We start from the raw sequence: 23,072 nt of genomic DNA, 5'->3' as shown, positions 1-23,072 counted from the left end.
TTATATAAAATTATCGATATATTCACAAAATTATATGAACAATGCTTGTACTTATCATTTCGCCTCTCCCTCACCAATCCCGATTTATACGAGTAATATCTCCTTCGTCTTAAAATTTATGAACTCTTTACAATCTTAAGACGAAGGGAGTCTTACTATGCGTACACATAGTACATACTATTTATCATTCTTAAACGGCCACCAGTTCGCCTCTCCAAATACTTTCACCATAACAGGAACAAATAACGGCAAAAACAATAATGCATATAACATTAAGCCAGTTAAAACAATCGTTGCAATCTGTAATAAAGATAGTACACCTGATGGAATCATCGCTGCAAATGTTCCACCTAAAATAATCGCTGCTGAAACAATTACGGTTCCCATCTTTTTCATCGCAAGTACAATTGCCTCTTCAGGTTTCATATCTCGATGTTCATTAAAACGAGACATAAGGAAGATACTATAATCCACTCCTAATGCAACTAATATAACAAATGAAAAAAATGGAACAACCCAGTTAATTCCGCTATAACCTAGAAGATGAACAAACACAACTTCCGAAACGGCCATAGACGTATAATACGTAATCACAAGTGATAAAATGAGATATAATGGCATAATAATCGAACGAAGTAAGATTAGAAGAATAAATCCAACTCCCGCTAACATAAGCAAGACTGTTCGATTATAATCTTCATTTGATATATTTCTAAGATCAGCTTGCGAACTCGATACGCCACCAATTCCTAATTTCGCATTCTCAAGGGGGGAGTCTTTTACAGCTCTCTTAACAGCTGATTCGATTTCTACAATTTGATTCATCGCATCTAATGAGTATGGATTGTATTTAAATATGACATCGAACGTTACAGTTTTTTTATCGGGTGACATATATGTTTCAAATACTTCTTGAAAATCGTTACTCTTTAACACTTCATTCGGTATAAACCATCCTGCCATCTGGTTATCTGGTGCTTGTGAAAGTGCCGTAAAATATTCCCCTGCATTTTGTATCCCGCCAGAAACTTGATTTAATCCATTTACCCCCTCTTTTAAACCAGAGGATAAATCTTGTAATTGCCCAGAGAAACTCGAAAAACCAGATTGGATCTGTTTCTGACCATCTTTTAATTTTTCAAGCCCTGTACTAAATTGTGGTAATTGTTGTATTATTTTTTTCTGGCCATCTGTCACTTGATTCATCCCACGTTCAAGCTCACCTAAACTAGAAATAACCTTTTCGAGTCCATTCGTAAGTTGCTGTTGTCCTTCCTTTACTTTTCCTAATGCCGCATTTGCCTCTTTCACTCCTGCTGTTGCTTTATTAAGTTCCTTATTTAAAACTTGCATGCCTGCTGTCAGTTGCCCAACACCTTTATTCGATTCTTGAATCATCTTTCTTGCGATTTGGAACTGTTGATCTTGAGATAGTTGTGAATATCTACTTTCAACCTCAGCAAATTTTTGATCCGCACCTTGTAACGTTCCTGAAAATTTACCAAACTGCGCTCCTACCTCTTCATACTTACTAGCGAGAATCGATAAGCCCTCCTCAACTCGTTTATAATTTTCATGCAACAGTTGGCTTCCTTCCAATAACTTCTCTACATTTTTCTTTATTTCAACAACCCCATTCTTTACATCACCGGTTCCTTTTACTCCTTTTGTCATTCCCTGTTCCAACAGATTTAAATTGGTACTTAATTCACCGATACCACCTTTTAATTTCTCTGTTCCATTAATAAGGTCTGTAACCCCGCTTGCTGCCTCTTCCACTTTCGGTTTCGAATTCAAAATAGATGTACTCGCATCCTTCAATCCACCAGCAACTTTTTGAATACCTTCATTTCCTTTTTGGAGCCCTTCATCTACTATCTTCACTTGATTTTTCACATATAATTCTGAAATTTCTTCCCCGACCGGTCGAGTCGCACTACGCAAATAATCTACCCCACTCACTTTACTCACTTCTCGACTTACCTTTTCAAACAACGGAAGATACTTTTCATTATCCATCGGTTCATCATTTTTTAGTACAATTGTCGAGGAAAGCACTTTCCCTGGGCTAAAGCTATCAGAGATTACTTGAAATCCTTTTACGGAATCGTACTTTTCACCAATTTCATCCATATCATTAAATGATAACTTTCCATCGTAGAAAAAAAGAAATGGCGCGATACAAACACTTAAAAATACAATCGTTAAAAATGGACGCTTTAAGGACACTCTGCCAAAAAATTCCCACATTTTACTTTCCTTATGTTCTAGAGAGCCTTTCTGTGGCCAAAATAATTTTTGATTTAATACCGCCATAAAGAACGGCACAATGGTAAACAAAGCGATTAATAAAATAGCTACCCCAACTGCGACAGCAAGAGCAGATTGATATAACTTAAATTGAGAAAAACCGATTGTTGCAAAACCAATCATAACCGCTATACCACTATATAAAACGGTCTTTCCAGCTGTTTTATATGTCTTTACAATAGCATCTGCTACATGATCTGAAGTTGTAAGTTCCTCTTTATAACGACTTAACAGTAAAATACAATAATCCGTTCCAATTCCGAATAAAACGACAACTAAAAAGATTTGCGTAAATGTCGATAAAGGAAAGTCAATCCAGTCAATTAAAAATGCAACAATCGATTGCGATCCTAAATAGCTTAAACCAACGGTAATAAGCGGAATAAATGGGGCAACGATTGAACGAAAGACAAGGATTAAAACAACAAGAATAAATATAACCGTAATCCCTTCTGTCTTCTTTAACCCTTCTTCAGAACTCTTCAATACGTCGTCAGTGATGACCCAAGCTCCTGTATAATAATACTTCACCTTCACCCCCTGTAAAGCTTTATCTAATCCCTTTTTCACAGCATCCACAGATAACCCCTTATCCCGAAACGAAAGGGACACTAATACAGTCTTCTCATCCTTGGATAGCATTTCACTTTTCAGCTTACTATTATCAAAATAATGTAATATTTTAGAGATCCCCAACTCTTCTTTTTTCTTTTCTATGTTCGCAACAGCCTTCCGCATACTATCTTCATCTTCACCCGTTATTTTCTTATTCTTATAAAAAACGAGTGCAATTTGATGGTTTTCATCTTTACTTTTTTGCAAAGACAAATCTGCTGCTGTCTTCGATAAAGAACCATCTGGAAGTTTGAACTGTCCTTTTTCTCGTACAAGATCCATCATATTAGGAGCAGTAGAAAGTAACACCGCGAGCGCAATGATCCATCCGATTAGGATGAACCATTTCCCTTTTATAATCGCTTGCACACTCTTCCCTCCATTCAAAAATTGTTTATTCACTACTACCTCGATTCATATTTGAAATGGGTCGTGTAAAAGCATGATTACCGTGAGATGACAACTTCTGAAACAGGACGACGCGGACTCGGTAATCCTTGTAACGTCGGATAACCTAAACGAAATTGAATCACACTTTGCCAATTTGGGTCATTTATAATCCCATTTAATTTCTTACCGATTTTAGTTTCTATCCCTAAAGAAATTTCCCTATCACGGCGCTCTGACAATTGATTTAATACTTGCAACGCAAGACCTTTTGCCGTACCAAAAAGGTGGATTCTTTGCCATAATTGTCCCGCTTTAATTACTTGCTCATAATTGTTCAAATCGCGCACTGCAATAAAGCCAAAAGCTGCTGCTGTAGGAAGCTGTTTCTCCTTCACTGTTTTTAACCAAAATGCATTATTCTGTTCTACTGAAAGAGGAGGCAACATTTTGGCAACTACCCTCATAAATGGAGATAATCCTTGTGCATCTAAAGTGATACCATCTTTATGTGCTTCAATCGCATCCCAAGTTTGTCTCATCCACTTCGCATCATCATTTACTTGATCTTGATCTGCAATAAAAGCTTCTGTAGCCTCAAACATCGCTTCACTAATCATTTTCTTATCTGACGACAAATCAAATAAAAATAGTTTCACTTCTTCTTTTTCCTCGTTTAATTTGTGTAAAGATTGTAGCATATGTTTCGATACAGTTCGCTCCGTGTCATACGGAGCCCGATTCATATGCCTTTTCGGAATGGCATCATATAGTTCTGAACGAACAGTTTTTCCTTCTGAAAGATTGACCTTTGCTATATGATTTTTCTGTGAGGAATCAGGGAAATATTCAATTTCAGAAGAATACCCTTTGGCTGCGGCAGCGATAACTAAATTTTCAAGAGAACATCCTAAACTAGCATGCATTTCTCTCAAAAATGGATCGGCTGTACCGATATTTCTAGCTTTATCCGCAAAAATATGAATATATGTATCTCCAATATCAAAGCACCATGGCTGTGTATTATGTGAATTTGCAGCTAACGTTGCCGCACGCACAATTTCTTCCATCCCTTGAGCACTTGTATTCCAAGCTGAATAAGCGAGGCCTTCCCCCGAATTAAAAACCCCTGCATCAATTGCTCTCCAAAACCCACCAGCTGCTAAAAGCCCTCCTACGACAGCAGATCCCTTTAAAAAATTCCGTCTGCTAACCAACTTTATCGCCTCCATTTCATCACCTCAATCGTTATGATTTGCAATGGATTGTTCAAGAAAATAAAACATCTCCGCAATAAACTCCTTCGCTTCGACCCCATGTTCAAGCAGATAACTTTCCTTACTTAAGGCTAAATTGGACATCCCAATAATATTCGCATAGAGAACAAACGCTGTTTTCGTCACATCAATATCCGCTCGAACACTGGAATCCTTGATACCTTCTTGAAGAAGATTTACTAAATAATGAAATGTTTTTTCACCCTCTAAATCGCTCATAACTTTAAATTCATCATCCGCAGGTAACTCACTCATCGCTCCGTTATACAACACAATCATCTCAAAGTACTTCGGATGAAGTTGGATAAAACGCACATATGCCTTTCCTAATAACTTAAGCTTCATAATTCCATTTAAATCTTCCCGTTCATCTAAAGTATCACTAACAATTCTATTTAAAGCTTGATACGCTCTATAAATGATTCCATGAAGCAATTGCTCCTTACTTTGAAAATACGAATATAGAGTTCTTTTACTGTACTCCGCTACGTTTGCAATTTCATCCATCGTTGCACCTTCATAGCCTTTGGCAAAAAAAACCGCCTCTGCCGCTTTCAGAATATCCTCCCTACGAATCTTTTTTTCCCTCTCTTTTCTTTCTATAATTCCCATGTATCCTCCTTACGTAAAACTTTAAGTTATTTAAAGTACACTATTAGTTTATTTACCAAAATCATACAAAAATACAAATTATTTTTCAAGTATTTTCCATAATAATTGCATATTTTTAACTTTTAAGCATTTAAATTGTATTCTAATTACATTTAGATCGTAAAATATATACAAAATATTTATCCTTTTAAAATAACTTTATTATTTTAGATTTATTGAAATATGTGTTAGGAAAACTTTTGCATTTATGGTAGAGTAGAAAACTTGAACAAATTTCTTTAGGCTATCCAAAACATCAGTGAAACCTATTTTTTGGGGACACAACCCTTCATGGTAGTTCTCTACATGAGTTACAAAATCGACATTCTTTTCTTGACCATTCTCGGCTTAAGTGATGTAGGTTCTGTAATCAAACCGAAAGATTATGATAAAGTCGATGCTGATGATTATGTGATGCATGAGGATGGAGAAAAAACTTATTTTCTTATCAAATCAAAATCAGATGAATATTGCTTTACAAACAAAGGATGAATTCATTTAGATAGGACGAATGCTACAAGTAAAAAGCGTACGTTAAAACGATTTAGTTACAGCAAATATCCAATTAAAAACGTAATGCTTGAAACTGCTGGTACAATCGATTTAGATGTAGAAATTAAATTTCATATGGGGGATGAATATTACTCCATTGATGTTCATAAAAAACATATTTATTAATTAAAATGTTCATATAAAACATTTCTCAAAATGACGTTACCTTACAATACGCTCATAACGGTTTAAATATGGCTTCTCATACGTTTAGTCGTATTACAAACGCACAATTAAATTTAGCAGAACAATTTAAAAAAAATAAATCAAATTGCATTCAATTGGCTTGTCGATACAAAAAAAACAATACAACATAAAAGACTATGGCTTTATCTTTGAAAAATTTATCAATAATTAATCTACAAACAAAAAACCTTGTTATCAATGATAACAAGGTTTTTTATAGCGTCCCAGGAGAGATTCGAACTCCCGACCGACGGCTTAGAAGGCCGTTGCTCTATCCAGCTGAGCTACTGGGACATGGAGCGGGTGAAGAGAATCGAACTCTCGACCAGAGCTTGGAAGGCTCTTGTTTTACCACTAAACTACACCCGCATATTTTATTTTTTTGCTGACGTCTTATCGACAATGTTTATTATATTTGTACGTAAAGATAAAGTCAATACTTTTTTTCAAAGAGGATAAGAATTTTTTATCCTCTTTGAAACGTTACTTGTTCAACAACTTGTCCTTCTAAAGTTTTAAACTGAACTTCTATCTCTTGTTCATTTATTTGCAGCAACGCAAATGTTTTTTCTTTACGAGTCCGCGGCAGTAAAATGCTACCCGGATTAATAAATAACATATCCTTATAAATTTCTGCCCCTAAAACGTGCGAATGTCCAAAGCAAATAACGTTAGCTGCTACTTCTTCTGCATAGTAGGCCAATGTTTGTAATGTCATTTTCACATTATGACGATGACCATGCACAATTAAAAAGCGAACGCCTTTCACATCCATAACAATCTCATTCTCAAAATCATTATGAAAATCGCAATTTCCTTTTACAATTTGAAATCCTTGAATATCTTGATGCTCTGAAGTTAATTCAGAGTCACCGCAATGAATCATCACATCAACTTTTCCTTCATACATTTCTTTTAGTTGCTGTAATTCTTTTACTGAACCATGACTATCACTTACAATTAAAGCCTTCATCAGTCTCTCTCCCTTACTCCTCTAAAAACCATTCCGGGATTTTTTCTTCTAGCTTGCGAAGTGCACGTCCGCGATGACTAATGGTGTTTTTCTCATCTGAATTGAGCTCAGCCATCGCCTTTTTATATTCCTCTACATAAAAAATGGGATCGTATCCGAAGCCATTGTGACCACGGCGCTGTTCTAAAATTTTCCCTTCGCACGTTCCATTTACAATGACCGGTTCTTTATCGTCTTCAGGGAAAGCAACCGCTAATGCACAGTAAAAACGTGCTGTGCGCTTTTCAAGCGAAACGCCTTCTAATTCGCTTAATACTTTATCAATATTCGCTTGATCATCTTTTGGTTCACCTGCATAGCGTGCAGAGCGTACGCCAGGCTTTCCATGTAAAGCATCCACAATTAAACCGGAATCATCCGCAATGACAATTGAGTTTAATTGCTTACAAAGACTATCCGCTTTTAAAATTGCATTTTCTTCAAACGTTTCACCAGTTTCCTCTACTTCTTCAATATGAGGGAAATCATGAAGAGATTTTACTTCTAAATCAAATCTCTCAAATAGCTCAGCAAATTCGCGCACTTTCCCCATATTTTTCGTTGCAATTACAACCTGTTTCATACTTCCACCCCTATTCAATATGAGATACGATATCACCTAATGCTTCTTTTTGTTTCTCAATAAGCTGTAAAATTCCATGTTCTGCAGCATCAAGTAATTCATTTAATTGAGCGCGGCTAAATGTCGCTTCTTCGCCAGTCCCTTGCACTTCAACAAAATGTCCTTTTCCTGTCATAATTACATTCATATCAACATCTGCTTTCGAATCTTCTGCGTAATTCAAATCCAGAACAACGCCTTGTTCTTCCAAAATTCCAACTGATGTCGCAGCTAAATAATCTTTCACTGGAATTTTCGTCACTTTTTCTGCTTGTAATAACTTTTCAAATGCCAATACCATTGCGACATATGCGCCCGTAATTGATGCTGTTCGCGTTCCACCATCTGCTTGAATCACATCACAATCAATCCACACTGTTCTTTCTCCAAGCACTTCTAAATCAACAACCGCTCGCAGCGCGCGTCCAATAAGACGTTGAATTTCCATTGTACGGCCTGTTACTTTCCCTTTACTAGACTCACGAATGGTACGCTGTTCCGTTGCACGTGGAATCATCGCATATTCCGCTGTTACCCAGCCTTTTCCTTCACCGCGCATAAATGGAGGTACTCGTTCTTCAACCGTCGCCGAACAAATCACCTTCGTATCTCCAACTTCAATTAACACAGAACCTTCTGGATGTTTTAAATAATTTGTATGAATATGTACATGGCGTAATTCTCTTACTTCTCTACCATCTACTCGCATAAAATAACCCCCTCATAACTACTATTTGTTAGTATAGCCAAATTTAAATGTAGGATATGTATAACAATAGAAGAAGGGGAATTCAAAAAAGACATTCCCCTTTCTTACATAAGTATATCAAATTATTGATGATTAAAAACTACCAGTATTCACGTTTTGTGGTCGTTGAACAGGTTTTATTAATTTTTCTCCTTCTTCATTCATAAGATTGGCTTTCCCATTTACTTCAACAGATACATTCTTTACCCCTTGCTTTTCCGTTAAAGATAAAACGAGAGACTGCAACACATAGTTCGAAATCATATTTTTATCTTTATTTGCATATATATTTTCGTTAAAGTTTAACGTCACCTTTCCATCTTGTATTTTCGGTTCACTAACGAGTTTTACCCCAGGATTAAAGTCATTTAACAAGGAAGAATGCGATGGTCCTTTCACAAGTTCATTGATTATCGTTTCCACTTCATTTTCTTTCTCTTCCGCAACGCGGCGCGTTACTGGTACATAGTACTGCCTTTTATTATTTTGCGCCATAAAATAAAGTGTCACAGGCTTTGTATTCGTTACATCTGTTATTTGTTCATCATCAAAATTAATACCGTCAGCACGGCTCACACTCTCACCAAGCGGGGTTCCTCCAACAGGCATCTTTGTTAATTTCTCTCCGTTCATTTGAAACTTCACCTGTTTAATATCTTTAAATTGCGTCAACGTCCATGCAACGGATTCAACGATTTGACGTTCTTCTTCTTTTTTATAGTTTTGCATTTCCTTTGAAAAATCAATAACCGCTGTCCCATCTTTTTTCAAATCAACTGTCATAGTTGTGTCTGCTGGTAAAACTGCTCGAAATCCATTTGGTAATATATTTTCTACTGGACCATCCTTCACAAGATATTCTAACGTTTGTTTCACAACTTCACTTTGTTTTGGAATAGGCAACGCTAAAGTTTGTGGTACGACATAACCATTTTTATCAACAAGGTACAATTCTCTTTGTATAGTTTGTCCTTGCTTTTCTTTCATTGTTACTTCTTTCTTTCCTCCGTCTGTGTAGGAAACTTTCTTTGGCGGATCAATCTGTTCTATTTCGTTCTCCTTATTTAGCAAACCACACCCAGATAACAATGCTGTGCTTACCGTAACACAAGCAAGCCATTTGAAAGTGGATTTTGGCATACTAATTCCCCCTAAAATCTAAGTTTGTACTATATGTATACAAGCCTGTTATCTTTTAGAACACGCAATCACAACTTCTCTTATCATTATCGATCCAATATAAAAACTCCTGAACAAAATCAGGAGTTTTTATACGAACCTATTTATTATTTTGTTTCCAACTCAATATGTTTCACATTCTCAATCGGTTGTCCAAACCATTTAGATGCAATCTCTTTAAATAAATCTATTTTACCTGTCGTTAAAAATAGGTGGTCACTTTGTTCTTCACCCTCATTTAACATCTTACTATGATATAAAATGGTACTCACTTCACGCGCTGTTTCGTCTCCGGAACTAATTAACTGTACTTTCTCACCCATTACCCGCTTAATAACCGGACCTAAAATTGGATAATGTGTACATCCTAAAATTAATGTATCAATTTCAGTATGCTTTAATGGTTGTAATGTTTCTCTTACAACCTCATATGCCATTTCACTTTCAAAATTCCCGCTTTCTACAAGTTCGACAAACGGCGGGCAAGCTAAACTCTCTACCATCACCCGATTATTAATAGATTTTAATGCGTCTTCATACGCACCGCTTTTTACCGTTCCAATCGTGCCGATCACCCCAACATGGCACGTATTCGTCACTTTTAAAGCTGTACGTGATCCCGGATGAATTACACCAACAACTGGAATTGGTAATTGTTTTTGCATTTCTTCCAGCACAACTGCTGTAGCTGTATTACATGCAATCACTAACATTTTAATATTTAATGCTAGCAAATATTCCGTCATTTCCCATGTAAATTGACGCACTTCCTCACGCGAGCGCGGGCCATACGGACATCTCGCTGTGTCTCCTAAATATATAATACGCTCTTTCGGCAGCTGACGAATTAACTCCTTCGCTACTGTTAATCCACCAACTCCTGAATCAATGACACCAATCGCTCTATTCAACATAATCACCTATTTCTTATTCATCATCTGTTTCTCTATTTATATATTCTATATACTTTACGATTTCATTTCACAAAGTACCTCTGTTCACAATTTTTCATATGTACCTGTATAGACCAGGACCTTTTTTATTTTGCTCCTTTTTTTCGCAATTTGCAAGACAGAAAAAATAGCCGACCTTTAAAAAAGATCGGCTTCACCTATTACAACTCGAGTTCTCCCATACGAAGAAGCTCAACAACCGCTTGCGAGCGTCCTTTAACCCCTAGCTTTTGCATTGCATTTGTGATGCGTAGTGTTTGCAAAATCAAGTGGCTCCTTCTTTCTAAAAAACAAACCTTTCTAAATTGAATTATTACTTTATATTTGTTATCCACTTTCAAAAACTAAAAAGAAGACACATCCGATACTTTCATATTAAAATATTCAAAGATGAACCTTATAAATATTGCGATTATTTGATAGAATTTACATAAAAAAGTACGAAATGGTGATTTCAATGACTAAAGATACAATGTATCAGTTTTTAGGAACCAAGTTTAAAGAATACATACACTTAAACATGTTTAAGGCAGAGTGTTGAAAAACAACTCTGTCAATACGATTTTCTTCCCAAGTAAACCCATTCCGTTCCAACCAATTTCGACAGATATCTATTTGGTTTTCTACAGATGAAACTTGTTCATCCCTATCAGTTGATACCCGAACATAAATTGCATAAGACTCCATCCATAACACCTACTTTTTTTACAAATCAACATGTAGTATTAATACTTATGCAAATGTAGTGTTAATTAAAATACATTTCACATAAATAAAGACTAGCTGTAGTCAATTTAGCTTGTCCTTATTGTGACTATGGTCTTTTTGCTTATTCACTTTAGTAAATTTAATTTATATTTATGAATAAGAACTTTAAAAACCATTGTATAACTTCTAGATTCCAACTAGAAAAAGCCATGACATTAAATCATGACTTTTAGTGATGGTATAAAAAAATTAAGTTACACTCCTAAATACTCAGTTCTAATCCTTCTAGAGTATACTTCCCCTACTTCTTTAAAAATCTGTATTAACTCATCATATGTATTTTCACAATCACCAATCTTATTCCACATAGCTGCACCAATTAACACACTTGGATCCTCATCCATATTAAACAGTTTATACGGCATTTTATGTGCTTGACTATATAGGTTCCCTTCTCCTGCTGGATTAAATGGTAATGCAAAGTATGGCTCACAATCTGGATTTCCCGATTTTAAATATAACATGTCGCGTTTGGCAGTTTCTGTTTGATCCAAGTTAGGCTTAACAGTTTTAAAACTATAATATTCTTCTCTTCCATCTTGTCTTCTTATGTATAAATCACTTTTTACCGTTACTTCTTCAAAACGTTGATTTTCTAGTGCTAATATTTCTTTTACTTCTTCATCCCAATTTGGGCTTTTTTGATTCTTGCCTTTTCCACGCTGAGATTTTAAGATTTCTTCAATCTTTTCTATTCTCCATGTATTGATAGTCATAACTGTATCATACTGATTAATTGCTGTAGCACCTGTTCCTTCTGCAATTATTTTTCCTAATTGCTCTAGAATTCCTTGTCCTAAACTTGTTACAAATGAACGTTCAAATTTAGCACCTTTCCATACTTCAATTGGGACTAAGTAGTAACCAAATGGGTTATTTCTTTCAATATCAGTTTCTAAAAATGGTTCGTCAACTGTTCTTTTCTGTATGAGACGTTCCATAACTGTAGATAAATGTTCGCGTATCCGTTGCTTTGTCTGTTCATTCATTTTCTTTCTCTCCCTTTACATCCACAAATTGCATAATCCCATTATTTCATAAGATAAAATAAAAAAATAGACAAAAAAATAAAAAGCCATAATAAATTTATGACTTTTTACGTTTCTAGTGTCTCTCGAATTGCACTCCCTAAAATCTCAGCTAACCGAACAGGCACCGCATTTCCAATTTGTGTATATTGCTTCATCAATGTACCTGCTACATAATAATCTTCAGGAAATTCTTGAATAGCTAAGTACTCTTCAATGCTAAGTGGACGATCTTCAAATGGATGCCCTAAGTTGGTACTCTTTTGAGCTGGTGATGTTAACAACGTTGGAGATGGCTTATCTATATTTAATCGGCGGAAGAATCCTACTTTTCCTCCTCCACTTGTATAGGCTCCTCCCATAGCATCTTTTACTACTTCTTCTGGAAGATCACGCCAATTCCCACCACCTGTTGGAATCATCTTCATATATTTTAACCGCTCTGGAGAATATGCCTGATAGTGATGTTCCTTTATTTCAATTTCTTTTAACACTTCTCCCACTGTAACCCACGGCTTTTTTCCATCCGTTCCTTTTTCATTATGTGTCGGTTCAGGAAATACAAACGTTTTACCTAAATCTTGACGAATCCCTACAACAAATACACGCTCACGTTTTTGAGGAACTCCATAATCCGCTGCATTTAGTAGGGTAGGTTCTTGAATATTATACCCCTCAAATTGTTGTAATAAATATGCTAAAGCACTTCCTGGCTGCTCTTCCTCCGTAAGTGGTAAAGCATCTTTTCCCCTCTCACTTAATGGTCGATGCTTTAAAGCTGCAGATAATAATCCTCGCACATTCTCAATCATAAAAGCTTTCGGTCGAATATCACGAACAAGTTCAGCAAATTTCAACATTGCTTGTCCACGAGGATCGGCAAATGCTTGACGCTTTCCTGCTGTACTAAAAGACTGACATGGACTGCCACCGATCATCAAGTCCACTTCACCATCGTGTAAATTTGCTTGTGCCAATACTTGTTCTTTTGTGTATGTCATAATATCACCCTCTACTACATTCCAATCAGGGTGATTTGTTCGCAATGTTTCACAGTATATAGATTCGATTTCCACAGAAACTCGCACATCAAAACCAGCTTTGTGAATCCCCATATCTAGTCCGCCTGCACCTGCAAAAAAGCTAATACAGTTCATATGTCTTACCTCCGACTCTAAAATCCTAGAGGTAGTATAACACAGAACATAGAATCGGTCCAGTAGCAAAACTTGTAAGGTTACAGAAATAATCGTTCAAAGTTCCTAATGATTCTTCTTATTTCAGCCTACATAATTAAGTTATTTTATAAGTTTCTTCATATTACAAACGTTATAAAACACATGTGTTATTTATTTCTGTAGATTTACACGGAATAGTTTTATTTATTACCAAGAAGATTTAAATACTATCCCAGAAGATACCCAATTCGATTTATACTTTTCGGAAACAAAAGGATTCATTAAAAAACCGTCATACTTTTCCAATCCCATGCAATTTATATTACTCTTTAGAAATCGATCATTGGGATTTTTATATTGCTAAGCAATTTGTTTGGGTACATAAAATATAACATGCGGTTTCGCTCCATACCTAAAAGCCTCCTAGTTAATCAGGAGGCTCTTGATCTTTCAATCTTGTAAAATACACCTCTAAAGCTCGTAAGAATACTTTTTCGATTTTTAGTGTTCCGTATGTTTCGTTTCCAAGTTTGAGTGGGGATGCTTTTTTAGCCATTTGACCTCACCTCATCCACACTATATGCAAAAGAAAATCCTATGGACAACCCTATATTTATCTACTTCTTTTAAATCCCATTATAGCCATTGAGCTTTAGCTATTAATATGAATTGTTACTTTAAGATAATGTTTTGTTTAAATATTCTTGCCAATAATTTTCTTCATCACCTTCTATTTCATGCAGCCAACAGTACATCATCAAAATTTCAAATTCTTGCTTCTTTCCCTTAATAAATGATTTCTTTGGCATTCTTTTATAAAGATTATCCAGATTAAATAAATTGTTCTTCTGTCGTATATCGTATTCATACTCCCTATAATCACTTCGACTTTTTCGTTTATGCTTTGCTTGCCACATATCTGGATTACCATAAAAACGATGTACCCAATCAAAAGCAAATGCTACTACATTAACTTGATGTTTTGTCCACGTCTTTTCAATCCATTCGTTTATTTCTTCTGTAATGAAAATTTTATTATGTTCCATAAAACTCTGACTTTGAATTTGATGATGGTTCTTAATAAATAAAAACAACATTTCAGTTTGATCTCGTAAAAACGGGCACTTCTTCTTTAAATAAGCATAGCACTCATACGAAATACTTCTAAATTCGCTATCTGTACTACATAAGAGAAACAACTCTTCTTTTTTCAAAAGATGGCTGATGGAGCGATTGATTTGTTTATCATACTCTTCATAAAGATTAACCAGCCATTCTTGTACTTCTGGTTCATATTGGTTCAGCTGCCTTCTGTACTTTTCAAGTCTTTCATTATTTAGGCTTGTCCGTTCTTCCATCTTGGTAATATCCAAGTAATTATTAAAATACTCGAATACATAACCTACACACTTTTGCAAGTTTTCCATTCGTACTTCTTTATCAAATTCATTTATTTGATCTTCTCGTTTTCGTCGAATAATATATTCCTCTAATGTCAGCACGTTTCTTTCCCTCCAACATTTGCTGATAAATCAGTTCTCTATTCATTGCACCAAAGTACAAGTAATTCTATTCACCTCTGTTTTGTCATTTTTCATGATTATTTCTTGAATACACAAGCGTTCAAAAATAATCATGAATCATATGGTAACAAAATTGCTTATTACCTAAATTTCGAAACCTTACGCTACATAATTTTCAAACTATATTAACCTTTTTGCTTTTCTTATTAACAACTTAGTACAGTTTCTATCAGAGAGCTTTTCACTTTAAAACACAGAAAAATAAAAGACACCCAAACTGAATTAGATGTCTTCACAAAATGATTTTACTTGTTCTTGTAAAACCTTTTAGTGTCCCTCCTAAATTAGCAATCGCACCAATTTTTTCTATACTTGCTTTTATCTTATATAAAGATAATTTTTTGGTCTTTTAAATTTACCTCGTCCTCATTTCATATGTATACTAACCATGAGCCACCTATTTTTGATAAAGTGAATTTGAACGGAAATTGTATCTTTGTACGCCAAATCGAGTTTGAGCATGAAAAATATATGCATAAGGAGAATTATTTAAATCACTTCTTACTTCCGACCGCGCTTTTATATATTGATACCCTACCATCAATCCACCAGCTGCTAGTATACTACATAGCTGAGGCGTATTGTTTGTTAACAGGGTATATGCTGCTGCCCACACCAGCGGATTTCTTACTTCTAATAAAGATTTAAATCCCTCAAACATGAAACTAATACGTTTTTCCTTTAAAAGCCTTTGTATTTTAAGTGTTTCCTTTTCCATTTCTTCTTGAAAGCCCGTTACAAGCAACCTAAATTCATTTTCGTCATCACATTTACTTAAATCCTGTACGTTTTTTAATAACATCTGCCTAAAAGTCAATAACTCTTCTCTTCGCTCTCTTTTAAAAGCAATAATGTCTTCAAAAGGTGTTTGCCTTGAAGGGACAGGGAGACAATTTAACATCCTTATTTGCCCAGCCATTCTTTCTGCATATCTATCCCTTGTAGCATAAATTAAATTTTCATGCACCATTTTATCTGTTGTAGGTATATAGTCATGATATCTCCCCATATGCTTAGCTAATATTCCCATATAGCTATCAGCTACTTTTTTCGGAACCTTGTACCAATCCCCATCTTCAACAAACATTTTATGCCTTTGTAATAAGTCTGTCATTGCGTATGATAATTTGGACTGGTGGATATCAAAATACTGAGTTCTTTTTGATTTTGCGACAATATCTCGATACTCTTTAGAATTAAAATGTTCTACAACTTCATTTTCAAATTCTTCATTCCAAAGATATGGCTCAGGACTTAACATACTAAATTCTCCAAGACCCTGTAGTAGTTCAAAATCGGATCCTATCATATTTTGTAACTCGTAAGGGACAATTGAGGCTATTCCATCTGAATAAAGCAGAACTCTCTTTAACCAATCGTTGCTTGGAAAAGTCATCGTTGGATAATATAGATATCAAAAGCTCATATTATATCACTCATTTCATTTTAATAATTCAGTATATTATATATAATACAACCTTACGAATTCCCAGTACATGTATTTTTTGTAAAAACCATACATCATATTGATGTTGTAATTATATATACCTCTCTTCTTACCATACATAATAAAATACTCTTGCTTTAGCATTAGATTTAATGGCTTCTCCATAATTTCCAAATTGCATACCCTTAATTAGCAACAAACTTCATATACTCCATGTTTTACTTAACTATCCCAAACTGGATATACATGGTATAATAAATTGTATTCAATTCAAGATGAGCGGAGAAAATAAAATGCCAAATGCCTATATTATTAATACCAACCTTACTCATAATCCGAATTGTGAACAACAAATGCTTCAACAAGAAAAATGCGCAGCATACTATTCACCTTGGAAGCACTACATTAGCCTTATTCGCCCAAATGATTTAGTTTTTTTATACAGCAACGGAAAAGGAATTATCGCAAGAGGAGTTGCTACAGGCATAGTAGAAACAACAGATTATGAAAACAATATTGAAGAAGAACACTACATGGAACTAAGTTCATTTGTACAATTAGATACTCCTATGGAAGCTGCTGCTATTACACAAACTTTACAACAAATTGATCCGAAATTTTCAATCAAATTCAATCAAACTATGATTGCACTACCTGATTTATTTGCATCACATCTATGGCGTGTAATTACGAGAGAGTATATTTCTTCCCCTAGATTACCATCAGCTTCTTTATAAAAATGCATACTCTTATTTATCCATTATTACACTCCTTAGGAATAGCCATAATTATTCCTAAGGATTTTCTCTTAATAACCTTTTGCTCCTTTTTTTCGCAATTTGCAAGACAGAAAAAATAGCCGACCTTTAAAAAAGATCGGCTTCACCTATTACAACTCGAGTTCTCCCATACGAAGAAGCTCAACAACCGCTTGCGAGCGTCCTTTAACCCCTAGCTTTTGCATTGCATTTGATATATGGTTGCGTACGGTCTTTTCACTAATAAATAGTTCACTTGCAATTTCTTTTGTTGTTTTATCTTGAACTAATAATTCAAATACTTCTCTCTCTCTCTTTGTGAGTAACGGTTTAGATTGATACGCTTTATCCTTCAACTGGTATAACCCTCCTTGCTTAAGCCAGAGCTGTACATGTGTAAGTTGGGTGTTTTATTTAGTCAAGATATTGTATGAACAAAGCGCACGAGTGGTGAATGAAAATAGGCTACATTTTGTGTGCGAATACACATTTGTATGCAATTTATATTCTTCATGTAACACTATCAGTTCTCAATGCAACTTTTACATCTTTCTGATCTAACAATGGGATTGGAATGACATGCCTATAAATAGGAACTGTCAATGTAACATCCCTTCCAGTCGTATAATCAACTGAAAACGAAAACAATTTTACTTCATTTAGTATGAGATACATATATATCGCGTTTTTATTTCATATAATTGAATTGTCCCTCTATATTATATACAATAAAAGTACATAGAATCACCGATATATAAAAATAGGTGATTCACATACGAAAGGAGAGGAGCGTATAGTGGCAAAACAGTTACGTAAGTCTGAAACTGATAAAATGCTATTCGGTGTATGTGGGGGCTTAGGTGAATATTTTGATATAAGCTCTAGTATGATTCGTATCCTCTGGGTTATTGCGTTCTTATGCTTTGGAACAGGATTTTTAGCTTATCTTATCTGCTTATTACTCATGCCACGCTCTTATTAGCACCGATATTCGGTGTTAATTCCTATCATTTAACAGATACGCCAGTTAACCCGGCTCATAATATTGCATCAGCTTTATTCGCTGGTGGAGAGGCTGTATCTCAATTATGAGTGTTTATTGTTACCCTAATTATTAGTGGTATCGTTGCTGTTATTGTTGGGAGATTTGTATTAAATACTGAAAATAATATGATAAATAAACAAGCGAGCCTTATGTAGAAAGGCTCGCTTGTTTATTTTTGTATTTTCGATTGTAAGCTTGTCACAAGCTGCTGTACTGTTACATTCGCAAGTACATGCTCCATTGCTTCTTGTGCTTGTATTAAAATAATTTCTAATACCGATTGAATATTCGCTCCGACTGGACATTCGACATTTGGATTTTCATGGAAGGAAAATAAATGACCTTCTTCTACTACTTCCACCGCTTTATATACATCAAGTAATGTAATTTCATCTAAATCACGAGCAAGTGATGTACCACCTTTTCCAGCTTGAACATCAACAAGACCTGCTCTTTTCAACATTCCTGTAATTCGGCGAATCACAACTGGATTTGTATTTACACTACCAGCAATCCATTCAGAGGTACAGCGAGAGTTTCGATCGATCGCAAGTAACGTTAACATATGAACACCTACTGTAAAACGGCTACTAATTCCCATCTGCACACCCTCCTTTACGTTCATTCTATCAAAAAACATACATACTATTATATACCATTTCTTCTTTATACATAAAGAAAAAGCATGATTCTCCTTAGAAAATCATGCTTTTATCCTTATTGACGCTTCATAAACTTAGCTAAATCTTTAAATTTCACTTTATCAGAGTAGTTCATAACACCATTGACATAAATGCGACTTGCAATCCAATTAATGATTACAATCGTTAGGAATAAAATCGCTAATGTAGTACTAATCTCTATAGCCCCTGCCTCACCAGCAACAATACGAGAGAATGTAACCATCGGCGTAAAGAATGGGATATAAGAACTAATTACAACAAGTGTACTATTTGGATCTGTTAATGCTTTAATACTAATGAAAAGTGCGCCCATTGCTAAAAATATAATTGGCGTTGCAACAGTTTGCAAATCTTCCGTTTTAGATACAACTGCTCCCATAGCTGCATATAGCATTGCATACAATAAATATCCTGTCACAAAGTAGATTAAGAACATACTAATGACAAATGAATTTAACGCCTCAAAATTTAGAAACAGTCCGAACATCCCGGAATTGTCAAAATCAACCCAACCAATTGCATATGGAATGAAAAATCCACAAGCTGCAATTAATAGCTGGGATAAGGCCGTTGCAATTGTTGCTATAACCTTTGCATACATCAATATGATTGGTTTTACTTTCGGAATCATAACTTCCATAACGCGAGAAGCCTTTTCGGATGCAATACTCGTTCCAATCGCATTCCCATACATGAGAATAAACATGTATAGTATAAATGTAAAGAAATACCCGATACCAAATATGCTCGCACGATCTTTTATCGCTTCTTCTTTTAGTGGAATTTCCACCTGTAATTTCTGTGCTACATCCGGTGAAATATTATTCGTAGTAATCGTTATTTGTGTATATTGTTGTTTGAAATACTTTGTTATAACCGCAGATTCTGCTTCGTTCGGAAATCCACTATATATATATTTCACTTCTGGGATTCCATTCTTTTCTGTTATATGAAACAACCCATCTAAATCGCCTTCTTCAACTTGCTTATGTAACTTATCATACTCTTCTTTCGTACCCAATTTCACCTTCGCATCTGGTAACAATTTATTCAATTCATCTTCTTGTACTTTATAAGTAGAAGTTTCTACTACAATTGCAATCTTATCTTTATCCTTACTTTTATCTCCACCAGATGCAAAGTGATTAAAAGCAAAGACACCAAATATAAGTAAAAATAAAATACCGCTCGTAATTAATGTCTTTTTAGAAAGAAATGATTCCCTAAAATAAAATGAGAATACATGAGAAAATTTACGCATCACTATTTCGCCCTTTCTACAAATATTTCGTTTAGCGTCGGCTCTAACATTTTAAATTGTCTTAAGCTTATATCTTGTTCCTGCAATTTTTTTAAAATCATTAAAGCTTCTGCATCATCATGGACTTTCACATATAGCAATCCTTGTTGTTTTTCGTACGAAATATGTAAGGCTTGCAATGCCTGTTCATTTTCTATCACATCTTCAATTGTTAAGTTACGAAAACCGTATTCTTTTTTTATGTCGCTTAGTTTCCCTTCTACAACCGCTTCCCCTTTCTTTAAAATACAGACGTGTTGACAAAACGCTTCCACTTGTTCCATACGATGGCTTGATAAAATAATTGTTTTTCCCTTTTGTATTTGCTCTTCAATTATATTTGCGAGCATACTAGCATTAACTGGATCAAGCCCGCTAAATGGCTCATCTAAAATAAGAAGCTCTGGATCGTGAAGAAGTGCAGCAATTAATTGTATTTTTTGTTGATTTCCTTTTGAAAGCTCTCCTGCCATTTTATATTTATATTCTGGAATCGCGAGTTTTTCTAACCAGCGATCAATCGCGCGGTCTACTTCTTTTTTCGTCATTCCTTCTAATCTACCAAAATAGCGAAGTTGATCCACTACTCTACTTTTTGTATACAATCCTCTTTCTTCCGGAAGATACCCAATCGTTACACCACTTTCAGAAATGGCTTTCCCATCCCATGTAATGGATCCTTCATTCGGCGTTAATAAACCGAGAAGCATTTTGATCGTCGTTGTTTTTCCTGCACCGTTTCGGCCAAGTAATCCTAATACTTCTCCCTTCGGTAATGAAATATGTAATTGATTAACTGCTTTTGATTCGCCAAATATTTTTGTTAACTTTTGTATTTGTAAACTCAAATGATAACTCCTCCCCTTCTCTATCATGATATTTTATTCTCATATACCTAATTTATCCATCATTCATTTAAAATTGCAAATCGAAAACTACCTATTATCAATTATAATCACACAAATATATAACGTTTTATATAAATATTGTATTTTACTATATAATATAAAATCAATTATTTGCAACTTCAAAAAAACCAATACAGAGAAAGATAAAATTCGTCGAAACAGCTTACAATCATTTGATGAAAAATAAGAAAAGGATGGCTTTCACCATCCTTTTCTTTTATCTACCATATTTTAAACTGAAGACATTCTCCTACTTTATCGTTCCTTGTAAAGGTAAGATAAACACTTCTACACGTCGATTCTTTGCTTTCCCTTCCGATGTATCGTTTGAAGTAGCCGGACGATATTCCCCATATCCAGTGGCACTAAATTTCGCTGGGTCTAACTGTTTATTTTGAAGCAACACTTGCATGAAATTTACAGCTCGCTGTGTACTTAATTCCCAGTTTGACGAAAATTGAGAATTGGTTATCGGTACATTATCTGTATGACCTGATACCGTAATTTCACGTGGAGCAGCTGAAAGTAACAAATGAGACATCTCGTTCGCAATATTTAGCGATTCTGGTTTCACATCCGCTTTGCCCGAATCAAATAATACATTCTCTAATATCGTTATCATCAAGCCTTGTTCCGTTAGCTTTGTTTTAAAAGAAGATGATAATTGTCTTTCCTCAATATATTGATCAATACTTTTTTGTACAGCTTTTAATTCGTTCATTTCTCGCTGTTTTACTTCTGCTTCAGCTTTTTCTGTTGCTTGTTTTTTTATATTTTCAGCTTCCAAACTGTCTGTTGATAACTCTTCTTTCTTTTTTGGTTTCTGGTCACTTAAAAACTCTTTATTCCCAGTTCCCCCTGCTAGTTCACTTCGGAAAGAAAGAGCCATCTGTTTAAATTTCGCTGCATCAATGCTACTCATAGCAAATAAAACAATAAAAAGGGCAAATAACAACGTTAACATATCAGAATATGGAATAAGCCATGTTTCATCAATATGTTCCTCATGTTTTTTCTTTTTCCCTTTTCTACTCTTTTTACTCCTCATTTTGTTCCGCTCCTTTTTCTAGCTTTTTACGCTCAGAAGCAGAAAGTGCGCCTAAAATACGATTTTTCATAATAAATGGATATGTACCTTCTTGTAACATTAATAAACAATCGATAATTAATCGTTTCTTTTCTAATTCTGCTGCAGATTTTTGCTTTAACTTATTGGCAAATGGATGCCATAATACATACCCTGAAAAAATACCAAAAATGGTTGCGATAAATGCCCCTGAAATCGCATGCCCTAGCTTCTCAATATCGGTTAAATTACCTAGAGCAGCTACAAGGCCAATTACAGCTCCTAAAACCCCAAGCGTCGGTGCATATGTACCAGCTTGCGAAAATATAGCCGCACCTTTTGCATGACGTTCCTCCATTGCCTCCAATTCAGCTTCTAAAATTCGCTCTAAATCTTCAGCCGACACACCATCAATAACAAATTTCATACCACGTAATAGAAATTCATCTTGAATGCCATCTAATTGTTGTTCTAAAGATAAAATACCGTACTTCCGACTTTCGGATGTCCATTGAACAAATGACTCTAACAATTGTTCATAGCTTAAATCCTTTTTATTTGAACCAAAAAGAACTTTAAATAACTTCGGAACTCCTTTCAATTGATTCATTGGAAATGCAATACATACCGCTGCTATTGTTCCAACAAAAATAATAAGTGCTGCAGCAGGGTTTAATAAAGCTGCTACCTCAGCTCCCTTAAAGAACATCCCTACTATTACTGCAACCAAACCTAATATAATTCCAATAATTGTTGCAAAATCCATTCCCTTTCACTCCTAGCTTATCCAAGAAGTTATCCACTCTCAATAATCGT

At 35.0% G+C, this 23,072-nt stretch carries 21 protein-coding genes, 2 tRNA genes and 4 pseudogenes; 4 read left to right on the top strand and 23 right to left on the bottom strand.

Features of this window, described 5'->3' with window-relative positions; translation table 11 throughout:
* Positions 1 to 177 precede the first annotated feature (177 nt).
* The 3 genes from MR059_RS03570 to MR059_RS03560 all read right to left on the bottom strand — a co-directional run bounded on the left by MR059_RS03570 (position 178) and on the right by MR059_RS03560 (position 5,201).
* Complete coding sequence (locus tag MR059_RS03570; protein ID WP_048724130.1) at positions 178 to 3,294, bottom strand: MMPL family transporter; 3,117 nt, start codon at positions 3,292 to 3,294, stop codon at positions 178 to 180.
* Positions 3,295 to 3,371: 77 nt separating this feature from the next.
* Positions 3,372 to 4,544, bottom strand: a complete 1,173-nt coding sequence (locus tag MR059_RS03565; protein WP_087099259.1) for an Acg family FMN-binding oxidoreductase — start codon at positions 4,542 to 4,544, stop codon at positions 3,372 to 3,374.
* 9 nt (positions 4,545 to 4,553) lie between these two features.
* Positions 4,554 to 5,201 (bottom strand): TetR/AcrR family transcriptional regulator, encoded by a 648-nt coding sequence (locus MR059_RS03560; protein WP_012095660.1) that lies wholly within the window; start codon positions 5,199 to 5,201, stop codon positions 4,554 to 4,556.
* Positions 5,202 to 5,546: 345 nt separating this feature from the next.
* Between MR059_RS03560 and MR059_RS03555 the strand changes: the two are divergent.
* Positions 5,547 to 6,150 (top strand): annotated as a pseudogene (locus MR059_RS03555) (PH domain-containing protein).
* Positions 6,151 to 6,198: 48 nt separating this feature from the next.
* Here the strand turns inward: MR059_RS03555 and MR059_RS03550 are convergent.
* From MR059_RS03550 to MR059_RS03490, 14 genes and pseudogenes are all read right to left on the bottom strand, one after another.
* Positions 6,199 to 6,272: transfer RNA gene (locus MR059_RS03550), tRNA-Arg, on the bottom strand.
* A gap of 1 nt (position 6,273) precedes the next feature.
* Positions 6,274 to 6,347: transfer RNA gene (locus tag MR059_RS03545), tRNA-Gly, on the bottom strand.
* A 97-nt stretch (positions 6,348 to 6,444) separates the two neighbouring features.
* On the bottom strand, positions 6,445 to 6,951 hold the full coding sequence (locus MR059_RS03540; RefSeq protein WP_012095661.1) for a metallophosphoesterase family protein: 507 nt from the start codon (positions 6,949 to 6,951) through the stop codon (positions 6,445 to 6,447).
* Positions 6,952 to 6,964: 13 nt separating this feature from the next.
* Positions 6,965 to 7,573 carry an XTP/dITP diphosphatase gene (locus MR059_RS03535; protein ID WP_012095662.1) on the bottom strand — a complete coding sequence of 203 codons (609 nt, stop codon included), beginning with the start codon at positions 7,571 to 7,573 and terminating at the stop codon, positions 6,965 to 6,967.
* A 10-nt stretch (positions 7,574 to 7,583) separates the two neighbouring features.
* Complete coding sequence (rph, locus tag MR059_RS03530; RefSeq protein ID WP_012095663.1) at positions 7,584 to 8,321, bottom strand: ribonuclease PH; 738 nt, start codon at positions 8,319 to 8,321, stop codon at positions 7,584 to 7,586.
* 132 nt (positions 8,322 to 8,453) lie between these two features.
* Complete coding sequence (locus tag MR059_RS03525; RefSeq protein ID WP_012095664.1) at positions 8,454 to 9,500, bottom strand: GerMN domain-containing protein; 1,047 nt, start codon at positions 9,498 to 9,500, stop codon at positions 8,454 to 8,456.
* A 146-nt stretch (positions 9,501 to 9,646) separates the two neighbouring features.
* Entirely contained in the window at positions 9,647 to 10,453 is an 807-nt protein-coding gene (gene racE / locus MR059_RS03520; protein WP_219339312.1) for a glutamate racemase, read from the bottom strand.
* 200 nt (positions 10,454 to 10,653) lie between these two features.
* Positions 10,654 to 10,740, bottom strand: a pseudogene (gene gerE / locus MR059_RS03515) (spore germination transcription factor GerE); the annotation flags it as partial.
* A gap of 307 nt (positions 10,741 to 11,047) precedes the next feature.
* Positions 11,048 to 11,179 (bottom strand): annotated as a pseudogene (locus tag MR059_RS03510) (recombinase family protein); the annotation flags it as partial.
* Positions 11,180 to 11,454: 275 nt separating this feature from the next.
* On the bottom strand, positions 11,455 to 12,249 hold the full coding sequence (locus MR059_RS03505; RefSeq protein WP_048724122.1) for a TdeIII family type II restriction endonuclease: 795 nt from the start codon (positions 12,247 to 12,249) through the stop codon (positions 11,455 to 11,457).
* A 107-nt stretch (positions 12,250 to 12,356) separates the two neighbouring features.
* The gene (locus MR059_RS03500) at positions 12,357 to 13,445 is read right to left on the bottom strand and encodes a DNA cytosine methyltransferase (protein WP_048724120.1); all 1,089 of its coding nucleotides are present in this window, start codon (positions 13,443 to 13,445) and stop codon (positions 12,357 to 12,359) included.
* Positions 13,446 to 13,893: 448 nt separating this feature from the next.
* Positions 13,894 to 14,022, bottom strand: a complete 129-nt coding sequence (locus MR059_RS21770) for a hypothetical protein (RefSeq protein WP_265183407.1) — start codon at positions 14,020 to 14,022, stop codon at positions 13,894 to 13,896.
* Positions 14,023 to 14,143: 121 nt separating this feature from the next.
* Complete coding sequence (locus tag MR059_RS03495; RefSeq protein WP_048724119.1) at positions 14,144 to 14,968, bottom strand: hypothetical protein; 825 nt, start codon at positions 14,966 to 14,968, stop codon at positions 14,144 to 14,146.
* A gap of 478 nt (positions 14,969 to 15,446) precedes the next feature.
* On the bottom strand, positions 15,447 to 16,310 hold the full coding sequence (locus MR059_RS03490) for a DUF6236 family protein (RefSeq protein ID WP_242161531.1): 864 nt from the start codon (positions 16,308 to 16,310) through the stop codon (positions 15,447 to 15,449).
* Between the two features lie 479 nt (positions 16,311 to 16,789).
* Here MR059_RS03490 and MR059_RS03485 point away from each other — a divergent pair, with 479 nt between their 5' ends.
* Positions 16,790 to 17,233 (top strand): RNA-binding protein, encoded by a 444-nt coding sequence (locus MR059_RS03485; protein ID WP_048724115.1) that lies wholly within the window; start codon positions 16,790 to 16,792, stop codon positions 17,231 to 17,233.
* Positions 17,234 to 17,385: 152 nt separating this feature from the next.
* Here MR059_RS03485 and gerE (MR059_RS03480) read toward each other — a convergent pair whose 3' ends face one another.
* Positions 17,386 to 17,610: a spore germination transcription factor GerE gene (gerE, locus tag MR059_RS03480; protein ID WP_012095666.1), complete on the bottom strand. Its 225-nt coding sequence runs from the start codon at positions 17,608 to 17,610 to the stop codon at positions 17,386 to 17,388.
* 440 nt (positions 17,611 to 18,050) lie between these two features.
* On the opposite strand from gerE (MR059_RS03480), the gene MR059_RS03475 reads away from it, so the two are divergent.
* Together MR059_RS03475 and MR059_RS03470 are read left to right on the top strand one after the other, a co-directional pair.
* Positions 18,051 to 18,236, top strand: coding sequence for a PspC domain-containing protein (locus MR059_RS03475; RefSeq protein WP_012095667.1), 186 nt, complete (start codon positions 18,051 to 18,053; stop codon positions 18,234 to 18,236).
* A pseudogene (locus MR059_RS03470) lies at positions 18,209 to 18,454 on the top strand (hypothetical protein); the annotation flags it as partial. The gene MR059_RS03475 and the pseudogene MR059_RS03470, both read left to right, overlap by 28 nt.
* 14 nt (positions 18,455 to 18,468) lie before the next feature.
* Here the strand turns inward: MR059_RS03470 and MR059_RS03465 are convergent.
* From MR059_RS03465 to motA, 5 genes are all read right to left on the bottom strand, one after another.
* Positions 18,469 to 18,900 carry an Rrf2 family transcriptional regulator gene (locus MR059_RS03465; RefSeq protein WP_012095668.1) on the bottom strand — a complete coding sequence of 144 codons (432 nt, stop codon included), beginning with the start codon at positions 18,898 to 18,900 and terminating at the stop codon, positions 18,469 to 18,471.
* Positions 18,901 to 19,016: 116 nt separating this feature from the next.
* Positions 19,017 to 20,243, bottom strand: a complete 1,227-nt coding sequence (locus MR059_RS03460) for an ABC transporter permease (RefSeq protein WP_012095669.1) — start codon at positions 20,241 to 20,243, stop codon at positions 19,017 to 19,019.
* A 2-nt stretch (positions 20,244 to 20,245) separates the two neighbouring features.
* Complete coding sequence (locus MR059_RS03455; protein WP_012095670.1) at positions 20,246 to 21,130, bottom strand: ABC transporter ATP-binding protein; 885 nt, start codon at positions 21,128 to 21,130, stop codon at positions 20,246 to 20,248.
* 310 nt (positions 21,131 to 21,440) lie between these two features.
* Positions 21,441 to 22,238, bottom strand: coding sequence for a flagellar motor protein MotB (gene motB, locus MR059_RS03450; protein ID WP_012095671.1), 798 nt, complete (start codon positions 22,236 to 22,238; stop codon positions 21,441 to 21,443).
* A complete protein-coding gene (gene motA / locus MR059_RS03445; RefSeq protein ID WP_012095672.1) occupies positions 22,228 to 23,022 on the bottom strand; it encodes a flagellar motor stator protein MotA in 795 nt (264 codons plus the stop codon). Before motA ends, motB begins: the two co-directional genes overlap by 11 nt.
* Between the last annotated feature and the right edge of the window lie 50 nt (positions 23,023 to 23,072).

It is taken from the genome of Bacillus cereus group sp. BfR-BA-01522, from assembly GCF_022662635.1.
GTDB classification, from domain to species: domain Bacteria; phylum Bacillota; class Bacilli; order Bacillales; family Bacillaceae_G; genus Bacillus_A; species Bacillus_A cytotoxicus.
The sequence above is the reverse complement of the archived record's forward strand: the minus strand, read 5'-3'. Positions and strand labels throughout refer to the sequence as shown.